The 16,515-nt window shown below is 41.5% G+C and carries 9 protein-coding genes and 1 pseudogene; 5 read left to right on the top strand and 5 right to left on the bottom strand.

Annotated elements, in window-relative coordinates; translation table 11 throughout:
- Positions 1-79 precede the first annotated feature (79 nt).
- Positions 80-2,542 (top strand): hypothetical protein, encoded by a 2,463-nt coding sequence (locus PLL47_RS12840; RefSeq protein WP_324446691.1) that lies wholly within the window; start codon positions 80-82, stop codon positions 2,540-2,542.
- A gap of 274 nt (positions 2,543-2,816) precedes the next feature.
- Positions 2,817-4,109 carry an ATP-binding protein gene (locus PLL47_RS12835; RefSeq protein ID WP_324446689.1) on the top strand — a complete coding sequence of 431 codons (1,293 nt, stop codon included), beginning with the start codon at positions 2,817-2,819 and terminating at the stop codon, positions 4,107-4,109.
- Between the two features lie 775 nt (positions 4,110-4,884).
- On the opposite strand, the gene gyrA is transcribed toward PLL47_RS12835, so the two are convergent.
- The 5 genes from gyrA to PLL47_RS12810 form a co-directional block, all read right to left on the bottom strand.
- On the bottom strand, positions 4,885-7,677 hold the full coding sequence (gene gyrA / locus PLL47_RS12830) for a DNA gyrase subunit A (protein ID WP_324446687.1): 2,793 nt from the start codon (positions 7,675-7,677) through the stop codon (positions 4,885-4,887).
- Positions 7,678-7,688: 11 nt separating this feature from the next.
- On the bottom strand, positions 7,689-9,590 hold the full coding sequence (gene gyrB / locus PLL47_RS12825; protein WP_324446685.1) for a DNA topoisomerase (ATP-hydrolyzing) subunit B: 1,902 nt from the start codon (positions 9,588-9,590) through the stop codon (positions 7,689-7,691).
- Positions 9,591-10,445: 855 nt separating this feature from the next.
- Positions 10,446-11,555, bottom strand: coding sequence for a DNA topoisomerase IV subunit A (locus tag PLL47_RS12820; RefSeq protein ID WP_324446683.1), 1,110 nt, complete (start codon positions 11,553-11,555; stop codon positions 10,446-10,448).
- Position 11,556: 1 nt separating this feature from the next.
- On the bottom strand, positions 11,557-13,422 hold the full coding sequence (locus tag PLL47_RS12815) for a DNA topoisomerase VI subunit B (RefSeq protein WP_324446681.1): 1,866 nt from the start codon (positions 13,420-13,422) through the stop codon (positions 11,557-11,559).
- Positions 13,423-13,787: 365 nt separating this feature from the next.
- Complete coding sequence (locus PLL47_RS12810) at positions 13,788-14,000, bottom strand: Lrp/AsnC ligand binding domain-containing protein (protein ID WP_015412528.1); 213 nt, start codon at positions 13,998-14,000, stop codon at positions 13,788-13,790.
- Between the two features lie 341 nt (positions 14,001-14,341).
- On the opposite strand from PLL47_RS12810, the gene PLL47_RS12805 reads away from it, so the two are divergent.
- The 3 genes and pseudogenes from PLL47_RS12805 (at position 14,342) to PLL47_RS12795 (ending at position 16,459) form a co-directional block, all read left to right on the top strand.
- Positions 14,342-14,587 carry a hypothetical protein gene (locus PLL47_RS12805; protein WP_324446678.1) on the top strand — a complete coding sequence of 82 codons (246 nt, stop codon included), beginning with the start codon at positions 14,342-14,344 and terminating at the stop codon, positions 14,585-14,587.
- 521 nt (positions 14,588-15,108) lie between these two features.
- Positions 15,109-15,246 (top strand): annotated as a pseudogene (locus tag PLL47_RS12800) (IS21 family transposase); the annotation flags it as partial.
- A 1,060-nt stretch (positions 15,247-16,306) separates the two neighbouring features.
- A complete protein-coding gene (locus PLL47_RS12795) occupies positions 16,307-16,459 on the top strand; it encodes a hypothetical protein (protein ID WP_324446676.1) in 153 nt (50 codons plus the stop codon).
- Positions 16,460-16,515: the final 56 nt, after the last annotated feature.

The following is a 16,515-nucleotide window of genomic DNA, read 5'->3' as shown; positions in this document are numbered from 1 at the left end:
AATGAAAAACACTATTGCAAGAGGAAAAGAAGGTCTTAACCGATGACCAATGAAAACGAGTTAGAACATATCGCATTACATGGATAAAGAAGCCTTCCTGCATCAACTGGAATCCTCTGTAGCAAAGAATGATAAGAAATTGTTTGCTCAAACAATTTATGAGCTTCCTGCTGATGTAATAGTTGGCTTTACCAAAGAAGAACTATCAAGGATTACTTACTTTTCTAAGCTGTTTAACTCACAGAAGATGGACAGGCTGTTTAATTTCCTCAAAATTAGGGGATCATATTTTCAGAAAAGTGCCTTAAATGGGATCAATGAACTTAATAATTATCTTATTAGTAAATTTTATTTCAGTGTATGTATTTCTCTTTCTGAAAACAATAAAGAAAAAATCAAAAACATATTAGTAGATAACGCTATTGCCTGCTGTACACTTGCTGAAATGGGTATTAATAGCAGGGAAAATCTCGAAACTGCTATCCGTTTCTATGAAACTGCTCAAGAAATCTTCCCTAAAACGAGTGTAGATTACGCTAGCGTGCTGATGAATGAGGGAGTCTCAAGATCAATACTTGCATCGATGGGCGTTGATAGCAGGAGGAATCTTGAAACCGCTATTCGTTTATACTGGACCGCCCAGAAAATATTTCCAAAAACAAGTTCAGATTATGCATTTGCATTGGACAATGAGGGTGTTACAAGAAAAAAGCTTGCAGAAATTGGCATTGATAGCAAGGAAAATCTTGAAACTGCTGTCTGCCTATATGCAGCTGCCCAAGAAATATTACCAAGAACAAGTCCAGATTACGCTCTTTCTTTAATGAACGAAGGTTCTGCAAGACTAATACTCTCATGGATGAGTATTGACAGCAGAAAAAATCTCGAAACTGCTGTTTATCTATACGAAACGGCACAGCAAATGTTTTCAAAAACAAGTGTGTCTTATGCACGTGTACTGATAAACGAGGGTACTGCAAGGTGTGAACTTGCAAAGATAGGTGTAGATAGTAGGGAAAATTTAGAAAAATCAAAAGAGTTATACTTAGAAAGCATTTCAATTCTTGAAAGATCAGGAGACGGATGGACGTATTCGATTGCCTTATTGAACTTAAACAGTCTGTTGAAAGAAAATTACTTTAAAACCGGAAATAAGAACCACCTCCAAGAGTGGGAGAAAAATCTAGGCGATATTGAGAAAAAGATAAAACACCGAGATATTATGCATAAAGAACTTTTAATGGCAAGAATTCACGAAATACGTGCCAGTTTACTTGAATTTGAAGGTAAGTCAGGAATAAACAGAGCATCTCGTGAATATAATAAAGCCTATGAGCTTTCAAAATACCCATTTTATAAATTCATGGACGAATTCTGCCAGGCGAGAATTGACACCATATCTTTTTGTGAGCTTGTGTCTAGTTGGAAATTAGAAGACAAAGATGGTATCTTTCTTGACTATTATGATTACACTGTCTTTGAGTGCCATCTTGAAAATGCTTTGAGAAAAAGTGTCTTTAGAAAAGATGAGCTGGAATTGGCAAGACAAAAACTTGAGGAAATTGGCAACCGCACACAGATTAAAATCATTAAGGATAGAGTCTCTGCATATGTTTTTTTAATGAGTTCTCTTGATTTCTGTTTTGAACAAGGATCATATGAAGATGCGGCGGAAAACGTTCGAAAAGCATGCAAGATTTTCCATAAATATGATGATAAATCGGGTTGTGAAATGTGTGAATGTTTCCATGAGGCAATTCTTGAAAATAAGAGTTCCGAGTCCTGGAAAAACGTAGTACAAAAAATATTTCATAGTGGAGAGTTTTCCTCTAACTTCTATAGATTACTCTGTAACTATTCAGACAAAAAGAGAACAAATATTTTGCAAGATGTACCACTTCAAATCCTTGCAAAAACATCTAGAATCGAAGAAAAAGTAGACAATATTCAAAAAATATTTGATCAAATAAGTGCAGATTGTATCTCAATAAAAGATCAGATTGAAGAAGGATTCGAAGGTACGACTGCTGAACTCAGACAAATAAAGGAAAAAATCAATGATATTGAGCAAGACCTTGACAATCTGGTGCGGATTTCAAATGATGTCGGCGGTGAAGAAGGGGAATGTATCAGGAAATTTGCATCACAGATGCTTGAGCTCATGAAAAATGGAGATTATGCAGCTTTAAAGCGTTTCAGTGAAAAGATCGTTCAAAACAGTTCATCCATTGAAGAAATAATAGAAGTGTCAGAGATTCCTGAAAAGGAAAAAGCAGAAGCAAAATCTAAACTCGCTGATCTCAAAAAGATACCTGGAATTTTGAAAGGAAAAGCTAAATCTTTCAGTGAAGGTGTCACAGAAAACGTGATAGCGAATTTGATTTCTGGTGAGATTGTTGATGGTGAAGCTATTAAAATAGTGAATCTGGTTTCTGGTGAGATTATTAAATTACTTATTCCAGTGTTATCAACAGCAGCATTTGGTGTACCTGTACCTTCCAAGGTTGTTGAAATTCTGCTCGAAGCTATGAGAGATCCGTGAATTTTTAAATCTCTGCTCTGTGTTTAGTTTTGGAATATTCTGTTTTGTCATTATTCACAACTAGCCGCCTGCTTCGCAGTCGTAAGGCTGCCCCTTTTAAGAAACATCGAAACTTAAACCGGCCCTGAATGTAAAATTCGATAAAAATCAAAGGTAGATCAAAAAAATTAGAAATTAGTTTTTAAACCTTACATTACAATTTCACTTTTATTTATAAACACTAGTAAAATGCTAAAGAAAGCTATATAAACCAAGATTCATATCTCTAACATAGATGGAGAAAAGCCAGCTTAGACAGGTAATAATTGACCAGCAGAAGTTTTTCAGGAAAGTTGATGACCTTGTTTTCCGCGACATCGATCTTGAGAGGTACCTCAGGGGAAACGAAATCGTTATCATCTCCGGGATCAGGCGGTGTGGGAAGAGTTCACTTTTGAAGTTGATAGCCGGGAAACTTGAGGGGGTTAAGTTTTATGTGGACTTTGATGACATCCGGCTTTCGGACTTTGAAGTAAGGAATTTTCAGGATCTTCAGGACCTCGTAATTGAGCTTTACCGGGAAGATCTCGATAAAAGCGAAACCGGGAAGGTGTATTATTTTTTTGACGAGATACAGAACGTGCCGCTCTGGGAGAGGTGGCTGAACAACCTTTACAAAGAAGGAAAAAAAGTATTTGCCACAGGCTCCAATTCCCAGCTCCTCAGTTCGGAAATTTCCACATTTTTGACCGGGAGAAACAAAGTTCTTAAGCTATTTCCTTTCTCCTTCAGGGAATTCCTGCGCCTCAAAGGTATCGAGAACACAGGAGAAGAAATCGAAGCTGATCTTCTTACGAGCTCCAGAAAAGCTGAGATATTCAGCTATTTTCTGGAATACTTTGAAAGCGGGGGCTTTCCGCTTGTCCTTAAAAGCGGGGACATTGAGCTTTCGAGAGGGTATTTTGAAGACATCCTGAACAAAGATGTTCTGGTCCGCTACAACATAAAAGAGGTAAGGGCTCTCAAAGACCTTGCCCTGTTCCTGCTTTCTAACGTGGGAAAGACATATTCTTACCCCACATTGAGAAACATAACCGGCATAAAGAGTTTAAGCACGATAAAGAACTACATTGATTACTTCCAGAATGTGTTTTTACTCTACCGGCTCCCCATGTTTAACTACTCGCTGAAAAAGCAGAAGGTATCATCTTCAAAGATCTATACGATTGACAACAGTTTCCTCAAGACAGTGGCATTCAATTTCTCCGAAAACAGGGGGCAGAGGCTTGAAAATTTGGTCTTTGTCGAACTGTTAAGAAAAGAAAAAGAGCTGTATTACCATTCCGAAAAAAAGGAATGTGATTTTGTGCTAAGGGAAGGGCTACGGATTGGGGAGGCAATTCAGGTCTCAGTAGACCTGATGAACAATCCAGAAACAAGAAAGAGAGAAATTGAAGGATTAACAGAGGCAATGGCAGCTTATAAACTGGACAGGGGGCTTATCCTGACGTTTGAAGAGGACAACATTTTAGATGCAGGAGGAAAAAAAATCGTTGTAAAACCAGTATGGAAATGGCTTCTCGAATGAAAAAGTCATTCAGCTTTTTTAGAAACGTCTTTATGAAAGGCTATCTAAGTGTGCTCTTCTGAACAAGCATCCTTCTCCGCAGTCGTATAGCTGCCCCGTTTTTAAGAAACATCGAAACTCAAACATGTCTGATCTGTTGTAGTTTTGAAACCTTTTCTTTTTGTCATATTTCACAACTTGCCGCCTGCTTCGCAGTCGTGTGGTTGCCCTGTTTTTAAGATATCGAAACTTAACCAGCCCTGAATTTGAAAATCCTGTAAAAATCGGCACACATCCTGTTCAAAAAAGAATTAAAAACTCTCCTAAAAAATTGGTTACGAGAGAGCAATTACTGAAAAGGGATTAGCAGAAGTATTCAGTGAATTAAGTTAAAAAAGTAAATAAAATGATTAATACTAAGGAGAATATATTCGAGGTAATATATATAATTAGAGGTAATATACTACCTATATTCATTGAAGTTGAGATTCGGACACCCCTATCTCAAGATGAAATGAGTATGCGAATAGGAAAACTGGGTGTAGGGCAGGCTGTGGAGAATCTTAAGCGACAATAGATATATCGTTTTATTGGATTCGAGGAGTAACTTCCTGCGTTGCTAAAAAAGTAAAAACAGCCCGCCTTCCACTCCCTCCCTTAAATACTGAGATAAAGATGCCGGAAGCCGATCCCCAATAGGTTAACTCCGGCAGGAGTTAGAGTGAAGGATTATTATCCTTCACTCATTTCTATTATTCACTCTTTTTGATTATTCAGTATTCTTCCATTCTATTATTCAATATTCTTCTTCATCGTCTTCTTCGGCTTCTACTTCTTCCTCTTCTAATTCTTCCCCGGACTCTTCCAGGTCTTCAAATTCATCGAGGCTTCTGACCTTGCTCTCTTCAATTTCTGTTTGAGTTCCCTTATCTTTTGCTTTTTTGGCAAGGGTGGTCTGTTTCAGCTTCTCGTCTTCTTTTCCGTTTTTGATCCTTGCCATGCCGCTGACTTTGTCTCCGGCCTTGATGTTCATAACCCGCACACCCTGAGTGTTTCTGCCCTGGATGGAGATATCTTTTGCTGGTATGCGGATAATGATGCCTTCTGCACTCGTGAACATAAGCTCGTCGTCTTCGGCAACTGACATGACATTAGAGACAAAGCCGTTCCTGAGGTTTGTGACGATAGTAATCACGCCTTTTCCGCCGCGGCGGTGCGCAGGGTACTGAGAATATTCCGTCCTTTTACCAAAACCGTTTTCGGTAACTGTCAGGAGGGTTGTGGTCTCGTCGACCAGATCAAGGCTGACAACCTCATCATCAGAGCCTTCAAGGGTCATACCGCGAACTCCTCTTGCAGTCCTGCCCATGGGACGGACATCGTCTTCGGAAAAGCGGATGGCTTTGCCTTTCTTTGAAACCATCACGATTTCCTTCTTTCCATCGGTAAGGAGGACTTTCACAAGCTCGTCCCCTTCGTCAAGGCTGACTGCAATAATGCCGGCTCTTCTCGGGTTCCTGAACTCGGAAAGCGGGGTCTTCTTGACAGTGCCTGCCCTTGTTGCCATAAAGAGGTACTTGTCGTCCGCAAACTCTTCCACGGAAATCATAGCATTGACCATTTCGCCTTCCTGAAGCTCAAGAAGGTTTACTATGGCTTTGCCTCTTGACTGACGGGAGCCTTCAGGTATCTCATAGACCTTCTGCCAGTAGAGCCTGCCCCTGTTTGTGAAGAAGAGAATGTAATCGTGGGTTGACGAAATGAAGAGGTTTTCAACAAAGTCTTCTTCCTTCATTTCCATGCCTATAATCCCTCTGCCTCCGCGGCGCTGCATGGAATAGGTGTCAAGTGGAATGCGCTTTATATAGCCGTTGTTTGTGATCGTGACCACAACATCCTCTTCAGGAATCAGGTCTTCATCAGTCACATTTTCAGTGTTGTGCACTATCTTTGTCCTGCGGACATCCCCGTACTTTTCTTTAAGCTCAAGGAGTTCGGTCCTTATAATTTCGTACTTCAGCTCATCGCTTGCCAGGATTTTCCTGAGTTCTTCGATCAGCTTCAGGAGAGCTTCAAGTTCATCAAGGATTTTCTGGGTTTCAAGCCCTGTCAGGCGCTGCAGGCGCATTTCCAGGATGGCTTTTGCCTGAATCTCATCAAGGCCGAAATTATCCATCAGACCCTGTTTTGCTTCATCGGCATTTGCAGAGCCTTTGATAAGGGCAACCACCGCGTCTATATTATCAAGGGCGATTTTTAAGCCTTCCAGGATATGGGCTCTTTCTTCGCTTTTCTTCAGGTCATATAATGTCCTTTTCTGGATAATTTCCATCCTGTATTCCAGATAGATCTCAAGAAGCTGTTTCAGGTTCAGCTCTTTGGGCTTTCCATCCACAAGAGCAAGGTTGATGACACCGAAAGTGGTTGCCATCTGCGTGTGTTTGTAAAGCTGGTTCAGGACGACCTTGGCGTTTGTGCCCTTTGAAAGCTCGATTACAACTCTGATTCCGTCCCTGTCAGACTCATCCCGCAGGTCTGAAATTCCGGCAATTACCTTATCCCTTACAAGCTGGGCGATGTTTTCAATCAGCTTTGCCTTGTTCACCTGGTAAGGGAGTTCGGATACGATAATCTGCTGCCTGTCTTTTTTAAGCTCCTGAATTTCGGCAACTGCCCTGATCTTTACAGGACCTCTGCCTGTCATATATGCGGATTTTATGCCCGCCGTCCCCAGGATATGTGCACCTGTGGGGAAGTCCGGACCTTTTATGACTGTCATTAAGTCCGAAATTTGCACTTCGGGATTTTCGATAAGCATCAGGATTCCGTCAATAACCTCGCCAATATTATGAGGCGGCATGTTTGTTGCCATTCCAACGGCAATGCCGGTTGAGCCATTGATAAGGAGGTTGGGAAGCTTTGCAGGGAGGACTACCGGTTCTTTCATGGACCCGTCATAGTTAGGCATGAAAGGAACGGTTTCTTTCTCAATATCAACCAGCATCTCCTCCGCAACCCTGTCCATACGGACCTCGGTATATCGCATGGCTGCAGCCTGGTCTCCATCTATTGACCCGAAGTTTCCCTGCCCGTCAATCAGAGGATACCTGAGAGAAAAGTCCTGTACCATGCGCACGATACTGTCATAAACTGCAGTATCACCATGAGGGTGGTACTTACCGAGCACGTCTCCCACAATACGTGCAGACTTTTTGTAAGGCTTGTCGTGAGTAATCCCTGCTTCATTCATGGAAAAAAGAATCCTGCGGTGGACAGGCTTTAATCCGTCACGGGCATCCGGGAGAGCCCTTCCTACAATTACGCTCATCGCATAACTGATATAGGAGCGCTTCATTTCATCGTCGATAAGGATAGGGTTAATTCCCGATCCTGCTGGTTCTTCATCATCCAAATCTTCAGGAGTGGTATCGGTTTCGGATTCTTCTTCTGAGCTGGACTCCTCATCCGGTTCTCCGGGTGTAATGCCTGAGAATTCTTCTATTTCGGATTTTTCCTCCGGAATAAGGGTTGCCTGGTAAGATTTTTTCATTTCTGCTTCTGATTTATTATTGTCTTCACGTTCTGCCATTTTTCACCACCTCAGATATCCAGATCCACAACCTCTTTTGCGTGTGTTTCTATGAAATTTCTGCGCGGCTCGACCTCGTCTCCCATAAGGACACGGAAGATCTCATCTGCGCGGATTGCATCTTCCAGAGTAACCTGCAAAAGGGTACGTCTCTCAGGGTTCATGGTGGTTTCCCAGAGCTGTTCAGGGTTCATCTCTCCAAGACCTTTATAGCGCTGGATGGCGATTCCTTTTTCCCCTATTTCCTTTATCTTTGCTTCGAGTTCCCTGTCCGAGTGTATGTAGTACTCAGCTTTTCCTTTCTTTATGCGGTAGAGAGGAGGCTGGGCAATGTACACATATCCTGCATCAATAAGATGCCTCATGTAGCGGAAGAACAGTGTGAGAAGAAGGGTTCTTATGTGTGCTCCATCCACATCGGCATCAGTCATGAGAATGACCTTGTGGTAGCGTGCACTATCCAGATCAAAGTCTTCGCTAACTCCTGTACCGATGGCTGTAATCAGAGAGACGATCTCTTCGTTTTTCAGAATCTTTGAAAGCCTGGACTTTTCCACGTTCAGGATCTTGCCTCGAAGAGGTAAAATCGCCTGAAAACTCCGGTCCCTTCCCTGTTTTGCCGAGCCGCCGGCAGAATTTCCTTCCACTATGTAGAGCTCACAGGCTGCAGGGTCCTTTCCAGAGCAGTCAGCAAGTTTTCCGGGCAGGGTGCTGACCTCAAGTGCACTTTTTCTCCTTGTCAGTTCCCTTGCCTTTTTTGCAGCTTCTCTTGCTCTCTGGGCAAGGAGAGCTTTGTCGAGAATAACAGCTGCAACCTTTGGGTTTTCCTCAAAGTACTCTGCAAGCCCGTCAGTTACAAGGGAATCCACTATCCCTTTAACTTCGCTGTTTCCGAGCTTTGTCTTGGTCTGCCCCTCAAACTGGGGCTCCATAAGCTTGACGCTGATAATTGCAGCCAGACCTTCCCTTACGTCGTCTCCGGTAAGCTTTTCATCTTCTTTGGAGAGCTTGTTGGCTTTTATGTAATCGTTTGCTACCCTCGTAAGGGCGGTCTTGAAACCAATGATATGGGTTCCGCCCTCGTGGGTATTAATATTGTTTGCAAAGGAGTACACATTTTCATTGTAGCTGGTCGTATACTGCATAGCAATTTCAACGACCATGTCATCTCTTTGCCTCTCAAAATAAATAGGGTCGTGAAGGGGCTGCTTTTTATTGTTCAGATACTTCACAAACTCCACTATTCCTCCGCTATAACTGAAGGTCTCTGCCTGGCCTTCCGGGCTTCTTAAGTCTTTCAGAGTGATTGTAAGACCACGGTTCAAAAAAGCCAGTTCTCTCAGCCTGTTTGACAGAATGTCATACTGGAAGTCTGTGGTCTCAAAGATTTTTGGATCGGGCTTGAAAGTAGTTTTTGTGCCTACTGTATCCGAAGTTCCTATTTCTCGGACATCGGACTCCGGCTTTCCGCGGACGTAACGCTGGAAGTACTTCTTTCCATCTCTGCTTACTTCTACTTCAGTCCATTCAGAAAGGGCGTTTACTACCGAAACCCCCACTCCATGCAGGCCTCCGGAAACCTTGTAAGTATTCTTGTCGAATTTGCCTCCTGCGTGCAGAATCGTCATTACGACCTCAAGAGCTGATTTCTTGTGCACGGGATGCGGATCTATTGGGATACCCCTCCCATTGTCAATTACAGTCACGCTTCCATCGGGATTGATAGAGACATCGACTTTTGTACAGAAGCCTGCAAGGGCTTCGTCAATACTGTTGTCTACAACCTCATAGACTAAATGGTGGAGCCCGCGGCTGTCTGTGCTCCCAATATACATGCTCGGGCGTTTTCGGACAGCTTCCAGGCCTTCGAGAACCTGGATGTGCGAAGCGTCATAAACCTGTTCATCACTCATCGTGGTTTATTCTCCGTAAAAATCTGGTAAAGTTATTTATTTTAGGTCCCATAACATTTCATACATTTTTTAAAACTCGAGGGGAAACTCCGTTCGAAATCGAACTTTAAAAGTCGTATTAATTTCTCAGTCTTCGCTTTTTATTAGAATATTTATATATTTAATGTTAATGTTTCTACCCTAAGCCAGATTCAATATGCGCTCATACATTTTAAGCCTTTAGATCAGACGTATATTTAACCTGATTTTTCTGCCCTTACTTCTCCAAAAGTGAGAATTATTCTCATAATTTTGTACCCTAAAATGCCCTTTTCAGGCTAACTTTTCAATATGTTTTTAGTTGAAATAAATATTTGCTGTTTAACAGAGAAAAATTTGCTTCTCTCAGGGCAGTCAGGGCATGACTCGCGGCATTTTAGAAGTTTAAAAATTCATTTTTGGAACGTAATCTTTGTCATTTCACCTAAACATCCCGATTACTGAAAGAACAGTTTTTCGAGAAAAATGCTATTAAAACCATCATAGAAGTATATACAATATTTGTTCTATTGCACAGATGCCAGTCTGCAGAAGAACTTAGATTTGAGATCTGTTTTATGGGCTCTGGTGGCGAGCTTATACAATTTTCTGGCCTGCTGGATCCAGCCGGCGCAAAGCTCAAGAAAAAAGTGAAGTAAAAGATAAAAATCCGGCGTTAATATATCAATTTATTAGCTTAAAATTCTAAAAAGTGGCTCTCTACTCCTGAACTAACAGCTTGCTGGCAAAATGCTGGCAGAGATTCAAGATTTCCACTTTACTTTAATCACCACCAGCCAGCTTTTTAAAATTTGACAGAATATACAGGAAATTCCCTTAGATCATGCCCATTTCTTTCAGTCTGTTTGGAAGATAAACATCAGTTACGAAGTCCAGACCCTTTCCTGCAAAAGCCTGCTGTTCAGCCTTCTTGCCGATGTCAAGCTGGAGCTGGATCTGCTCTTTCCAGTACTCAGACTCAAAACGGGGATCGGAAAGCTCACTCCTGAGCGCATTTATATCCTGCTCTGTGAGCTTGTCGGTTGAAAGTTCGTACTCCACTATATCAGACGGCTGAAGACCAAGGAATTTAGCTGCCGGAGTAGCCATGAATTCCGAAAGGTGAGCACTCTTTATGGCTCCGTAAGCAACAGAGGCATAGATCCTGTAAGACCACGGGTCACCGTCAGTAAAAACTGCCACAGGGATCCCGAGTTCCTCGTTCATGCGTTTGATTATCCTGCGAGTTGACCTTGCAGGCTGGCCCTTCAGGTGGACAAGGATTGCATTATAAGCCTCATCAAACCCGTTTTCCATCAGGCGTGCGTACATACCACCTGTTTCTATGGCTATAATCATGCTCGCATCATGTTTCTTAAACTCAATATTTTCCACATTGAAGGGGATCTGATAACCGCCTTCCCCTACATCCTTCTGGCAGTGGATATCTCTCTCTCCGCGCTTTGTCATTTCCGTGATCTCAATAGGCCCGAACATAGTGGCTCCGTCTTCTTCGGGCCGCATGTGGAAATACTCTCTCTGGAGGCTGGTCAGAATTTCCAGGTCTTCTATAAGGCGGTCGCTTTCAGACTGTTCTTTGAATTTGGCGTAGTCCCAGCCCTCGGAAATATAATAAAGTTCTCGAAGTGTTGAGCCGCGGTTATGGGCGAGGTGCTCGTTTATGAGAAAATCCGTTGCATACGTGGTTTTAAGGAGCTGGAATGCACCTTTTACGGTTTTTGCACTTCTCTCGCTTTCCCGGTCTCCATAGACCCAGACATCGCTCTCATCGGAATATTCCAGGTTTGCTTTTGTCCTGCTTGGAAGGCTGACACTCGGGATAACCTCATCTTCAAACTGGTTATATATCCTTTCTGCAATCTCAAGGAGTTTTTCCCTGGCAAGGACGTCTCCCTTTCTTGTTTTGTTGCTTGCTTCTTCCGCCATTTTAAACACCCTTGAAAGCTTTTGCTCCGGTTACCAGTTCTTCTTCAATCCCTTCTACAATCAATTGAGGGAACTTTCTGAGTTCTTCTTCCGTTGCAGATTCAATTTTGTAGCTCAGTACTTTTGAAGACCCTGCAGCCGCCGAAATATCCCAGACATAATCGTAATCATTGCCCATTGTCACAACCTTTGGCTCTGGCTTTGCCCCGCCGATTTTACAGGGGAGCATTTCGTGCACCCTGAAAGAATAAGCAGAAGTCCCGAAATTCTTGACCTTAATTGCCACGTCTGCAGTCCCGTCTCCGTTATTTTTAATTACCCTGTGCACAAGCAGGTTTCCCATGATCTTTGCAACGACAGGGTTTATGTCAGGGACGTCTTTTTCCAGAACATGTGCTACCTTTGCTGCCAGTTTCGGAAGAACCTTTGTAATGATGATCTCTTTTTCCCTGCGCTTCTTAAGGTTGCTCTGCTTGCTAAGGTAATGCTTGAGTTTTCTTGCAACCTCTTTGATTGCAAGGTCAATTTCTTCTTTAATTACAGGGATGTCTGCAATAGCATCCTTTGATTCGGAAGTAAAGGGCACGTTAATGGAAGCAACGTGGATGAGAAGAATAACAGGACCGATAGGAACTCCTCCCCCAGGCTGGTTCAAGCCGTACTGCTTCCACTTGATATCTTCCACAGCATGTGTGGTCACACAGCCACCCTGCTGGTAAAGAAGAGGCACACGGTTTGCAAAACGCATGATGCTGATCTTTTCTTCTTTCGGGAGATTCCCTCCATAAGCAAGCCCGACTTCGACCACAAAGGGATTTCCCGAATACACAGCTGGTTTTCTTGTACTTGTGGCAATGAAGTCCACGGTTGTCTCTTTCTCAAGCCCCCGGTAGATAAGCTCTTCACCAATAGGGGAAAGGCAGTCAGTCGGAGGAGCCATAATCTTTACTTTCCCAAAAGCCTCAATCAGTTTTCTTGCTTCATGGCGGCCAAGAGTATGAGGGTCGAGTTCGGGGTCCAGCCCTGCAGCTTTGCAGATTTCCTCGGCAGTCAGCAGGCCGATTTTACAAAAAGAGTAGCGCAGGAAGGGAGCAAGTTTCTGGCGCTCCGTGTAATGGAGCATTTTCATGAGTGTTCCGAGTTCAATGCCTTCAGGATGAGGAAGAATTTCTTCTGCAGGATCAGGCATTTTATCCGTAGCCCTTTCAAAGACCTCTTCGTTGCCGTCAGGGTCGATAAGAGTTATCCTGGCGTGGGGGTTTACAATTGCAGTGGCTTTAAGGTATTCATAAATGGACTGCCTTCTCCCTTTTACGTAGGCAGCTTTCATTTCAAGCTCGATCTGGGTCCCATGCGGGCGGAACCAGTCCCTGACCTCGTCTACCAGGATATCGGGCTCATTGGTGCTGGTATTGATCATGAGCTCGTAATAGTGAGCTGGAGCTGTCGGGCTGGTTTTGGAGAGGATTTTCGTATGCCTGCCTGCGGTCATCTGGGCATAAAGGACAGCCGCCGAAATTCCTATACCCTGCTGTCCACGGCTCTGTTTCAGGGCATGGAACCTTGAGCCGTAGAGCAGTTTTGCAAAGACTTTGGGGATCTGCTCTCTTATAATTCCGGGACCGTTGTCTTCGATGATAACGGTTACATAGTCCGGTCCAGTTCTCTCGACCTGGACAAGGATGTCCGGCAGAATCCCGGCTTCCTCACAGGCATCGAGAGAGTTGTCCACTGCTTCTTTCACGGTTGTTATAAGGCTTCGAGGCGCAGAGTCAAAACCCAGGATCTGCCTGTTCTTTTCAAAAAATTCTGCTACACTTATCGATTTTTGTTTTTTAGCGAGTTCTTCTGCAATGGGGGTTTCCATGAACTTTTACCTCAGGGATGAAAAATTGATCCGGTGATTAAAATGAATTTGATGTTTAAAATATTCGATGTTTAAAATAAATCTAATATTTGAAACTAATGCGGTATTGAAAGGATAGTAAAACTGTTCTATCCAGAACTGTCCTGTCATGTAGAACTGTCCTATCCAGAGAGATTTTATAGCAGTGTTTAAAGTGAAATATACTTGTGAAGCAAGTTAGCAGGCTGAAGCGAAATTTGCTGCCTGAAGCAGGCATTCTTCCTTAATAAAAGTGTGAGGTAATAAATATTTATGCCTGCTGAAAAAGATATCGATTCTTCCAGCTCTTTTCTGGAGGAATACTGTACTTTCAGGCATTGAAAAATTCAGAGTTCTGCACCTATAATTGTCTGGGTTGCAGTTACAGTCTCGCTTTCCCTTATCCTGTCTACCACGGCATTAAGGATGCTCAGGTCTTTAACGTCTATGATGACGACAAAGTCATACTCTCCGAAGACATGGTAGACGTCCTTGATTCCTTCAATATTCCTTAATTCCCTGTATGCTGCTTTTTCATATCCGGGCAGCACGTTTATCATTGTTATACCGAAAATGGAATCACAACCTTAAATTTATATTATGCTATTAATGAGTTAGAATGATGGGACAAAAAGAGGTATTATTTTGAAAAGCTTATTTGATAAATAGCTCGGAGTAGTTGCAAAGTCAGATAACACAAAAAGAAATTACTCGCATGCTATTAAAGCATTTTGTGAATTTGCAGGTAAAGATCCTGATCAACTCATTATTGAAGCTGAAAAAGAGATTAAACAAGGTTTGCTAATGCGTGAAAGATCTGTTTATGATCATTTACCAGACTTTATAATAAAAGATCTTGTGGAATTGGAAGGCACCGAAGGAAAGAAGGAGGAATAAAAGCATGAAAATGTCAATAATTGAAGCACTTGAGAAGCTGGCAGAGCTCAACAACTACGAAAACATTTTAGTAAAAATCAAAGATGATGATGAACCTACACCAATTGATTTAGAAATTGATGATTTCCGAAAGTTCGCGGATGATCCGGACCAGACTTTTGATTTGATAGTCACAGAGTTCACAATAAGAGAGCTAGATGAAAACGGAAAAGAAAAGTTAGGAGAACCGCTTTATAAGGTGATTAAATAATCTTTATTTCTTTCATAACTGGGCGTAATGCTTTTCTCACATCAATACATAATATTTAATAAAAAAGATAAAATATCGATCGATAGGGGGGTGAGAGAGCATGTTTGAAAACAAAGATGACCTCACTTACAAACTGTCAATAGCGGCTTTAATATTGGCAGGGCTCTATTCGTTGTTGGATCCTGTAGCATCTGTGCCACCGGTAGATCTCACACCATGGTGCCAACCTTGAATTTTAATACACCCTTTATTTTTCTTTTTTGTATTCATTTTGTCGTTTCTGTTTTTCTCTTTATCCTTGATGGATCCCCTCCGGATCCGTGAGGGCAGGCAGCAAAATTATATCCTTTTTATGTTTGTAACTCCGATAACCATGGTTATCAATAAGGAGTATCGGCTGCAAGTTATTTATTTTTATCCGACAACTTGAAAGTGTTAATGGCGGTTAAGAATCTTCCATTTTCGGCGGGTTAAAAACTTCCAATTCTCAATCCTTGAGAAAAGTTCGAGGATTGTAAATAATGCTGAAAGTGGAGGAATGGCTATTGATACGAGATTTGTTTTCACAAGGCTTTAGCATCAGTGAAATATCTAGAAGAAAAGGTTATGCTAGGGAAACTATAAGGAAATATCTCCGGCTGAAAACCATCTCAGAACCCCCAGAAACCTGAGTTCCCAAAATTTAAGCGCATAAATCTAATTTCACTAATCTACTAAGTCAGTTGATTGTGATTTTAAATTAGAACTTTTTATTCATGCGCTTATGTTTAAGCACATAATATGATATCAGAAGAACATTATGCGCTTAAAAAGGCTGAAGTTAAGTTTGAATCCGTAACGCTTCATTAAAAAGAACCTTTTCATTCTCAGCGATCATTATTTTACCTCAGCAATTTTCTAAATCCATAATGCAACTGGTAGTCACTAGAAAATGGATTATGAGATAATAGCTTAACAAAATTTATACTATGATGTTTTGCTCCAAGAGTTTCTATAGCTTCCGATTAATAGGGTTTGAACTTGTAGGAAGGAATTATTGTAATCATTTTTTCTCACTTGTGTTATTTTCAACGTGGAGTGATGACGATAAATTTAATGTGAATGTGTGTTGCTAGCCCCTATTCATCTCGGGTTGCATTCGAACAGTAGGGTTCTATCATTTTATCTTTGGGTGGAGAGTGGGATTAGAACACATGAATATCTTCGTAAACGGATCTTAAGTCCATCGCCTTTGGCCTGGATGGCCAACACTCGCACATTGAAGGTTAAATTTTATTATTTTCTAGCTAATATTTCATTATCAATTTTTCCGAAACGTAAGTTTTACCTTGATATAATTTTTATTCCGATATGTTGAATCTTAAGTTTGACGTCTATATTAGGGAGTGTAGTCGCTACATATTGAGTTTCGAATTTAAGAGTAAGTTTTTATTTTAATATATTAGACTATTAATATATTATTAATGAACTGATCCCAAAACTCAAAAACTACTCTTTGAATCTCGATTTTGAAATAATCAATTGAGCTACTGATCAGGAAAGTATTATGAAATTCCTATGAATATGGAAACAAAAAGGGTTTTTGGATAGGCTCAATATCTATCAAATTGTTCAAGAATGTATCAAGAATAATTGATACCTGTCCTCCAGATTTTTAATACTTGAATCCTTACTTTCATTATAAAGCCTTCAATCATTCAATAGAAAAGGAGATTGAACATGAGTAAAGAGAACAACGCAGTATCAGAAGAAGAGAATCCTGAAAATGACCAAAAAAACGATGAAGAAGATTTACTGTATACTCATAAACCTGAAAACCAAGGAAGTAGCATGCAATGGAACTCTGCTTTCTGCAGAAGGCCAGGTCATTAAAAATTAATCGGATAATTGGAAACCTATTCTTTTTGATTAAGTGTTTAATTGACCTT

It is taken from the genome of Methanosarcina sp., from assembly GCF_035390745.1.
GTDB lineage: Archaea > Halobacteriota > Methanosarcinia > Methanosarcinales > Methanosarcinaceae > Methanosarcina.
Note: the sequence above shows the minus strand (reverse complement) of the source record. Positions and strands in the feature narration are given on the sequence as shown.

What these genes read in the sequence shown, in the direction of transcription:
- PLL47_RS12810 (WP_015412528.1), bottom strand. Translation starts at nt 14,000, where the DNA reads ATGATAAACGTGCTGCCCGGATATGAAAAAGCAGCATACAGGGAATTA.
- PLL47_RS12820 (WP_324446683.1), bottom strand. Translation starts at nt 11,555, where the DNA reads ATGGCGGAAGAAGCAAGCAACAAAACAAGAAAGGGAGACGTCCTTGCC.
- PLL47_RS12835 (WP_324446689.1), top strand. Translation starts at nt 2,817, where the DNA reads ATGGAGAAAAGCCAGCTTAGACAGGTAATAATTGACCAGCAGAAGTTT.
- gyrB (WP_324446685.1), bottom strand. Translation starts at nt 9,590, where the DNA reads ATGAGTGATGAACAGGTTTATGACGCTTCGCACATCCAGGTTCTCGAA.
- PLL47_RS12805 (WP_324446678.1), top strand. Translation starts at nt 14,342, where the DNA reads ATGAAAATGTCAATAATTGAAGCACTTGAGAAGCTGGCAGAGCTCAAC.
- PLL47_RS12795 (WP_324446676.1), top strand. Translation starts at nt 16,307, where the DNA reads ATGAGTAAAGAGAACAACGCAGTATCAGAAGAAGAGAATCCTGAAAAT.
- PLL47_RS12815 (WP_324446681.1), bottom strand. Translation starts at nt 13,422, where the DNA reads ATGGAAACCCCCATTGCAGAAGAACTCGCTAAAAAACAAAAATCGATA.
- PLL47_RS12840 (WP_324446691.1), top strand. Translation starts at nt 80, where the DNA reads ATGGATAAAGAAGCCTTCCTGCATCAACTGGAATCCTCTGTAGCAAAG.
- gyrA (WP_324446687.1), bottom strand. Translation starts at nt 7,677, where the DNA reads ATGGCAGAACGTGAAGACAATAATAAATCAGAAGCAGAAATGAAAAAA.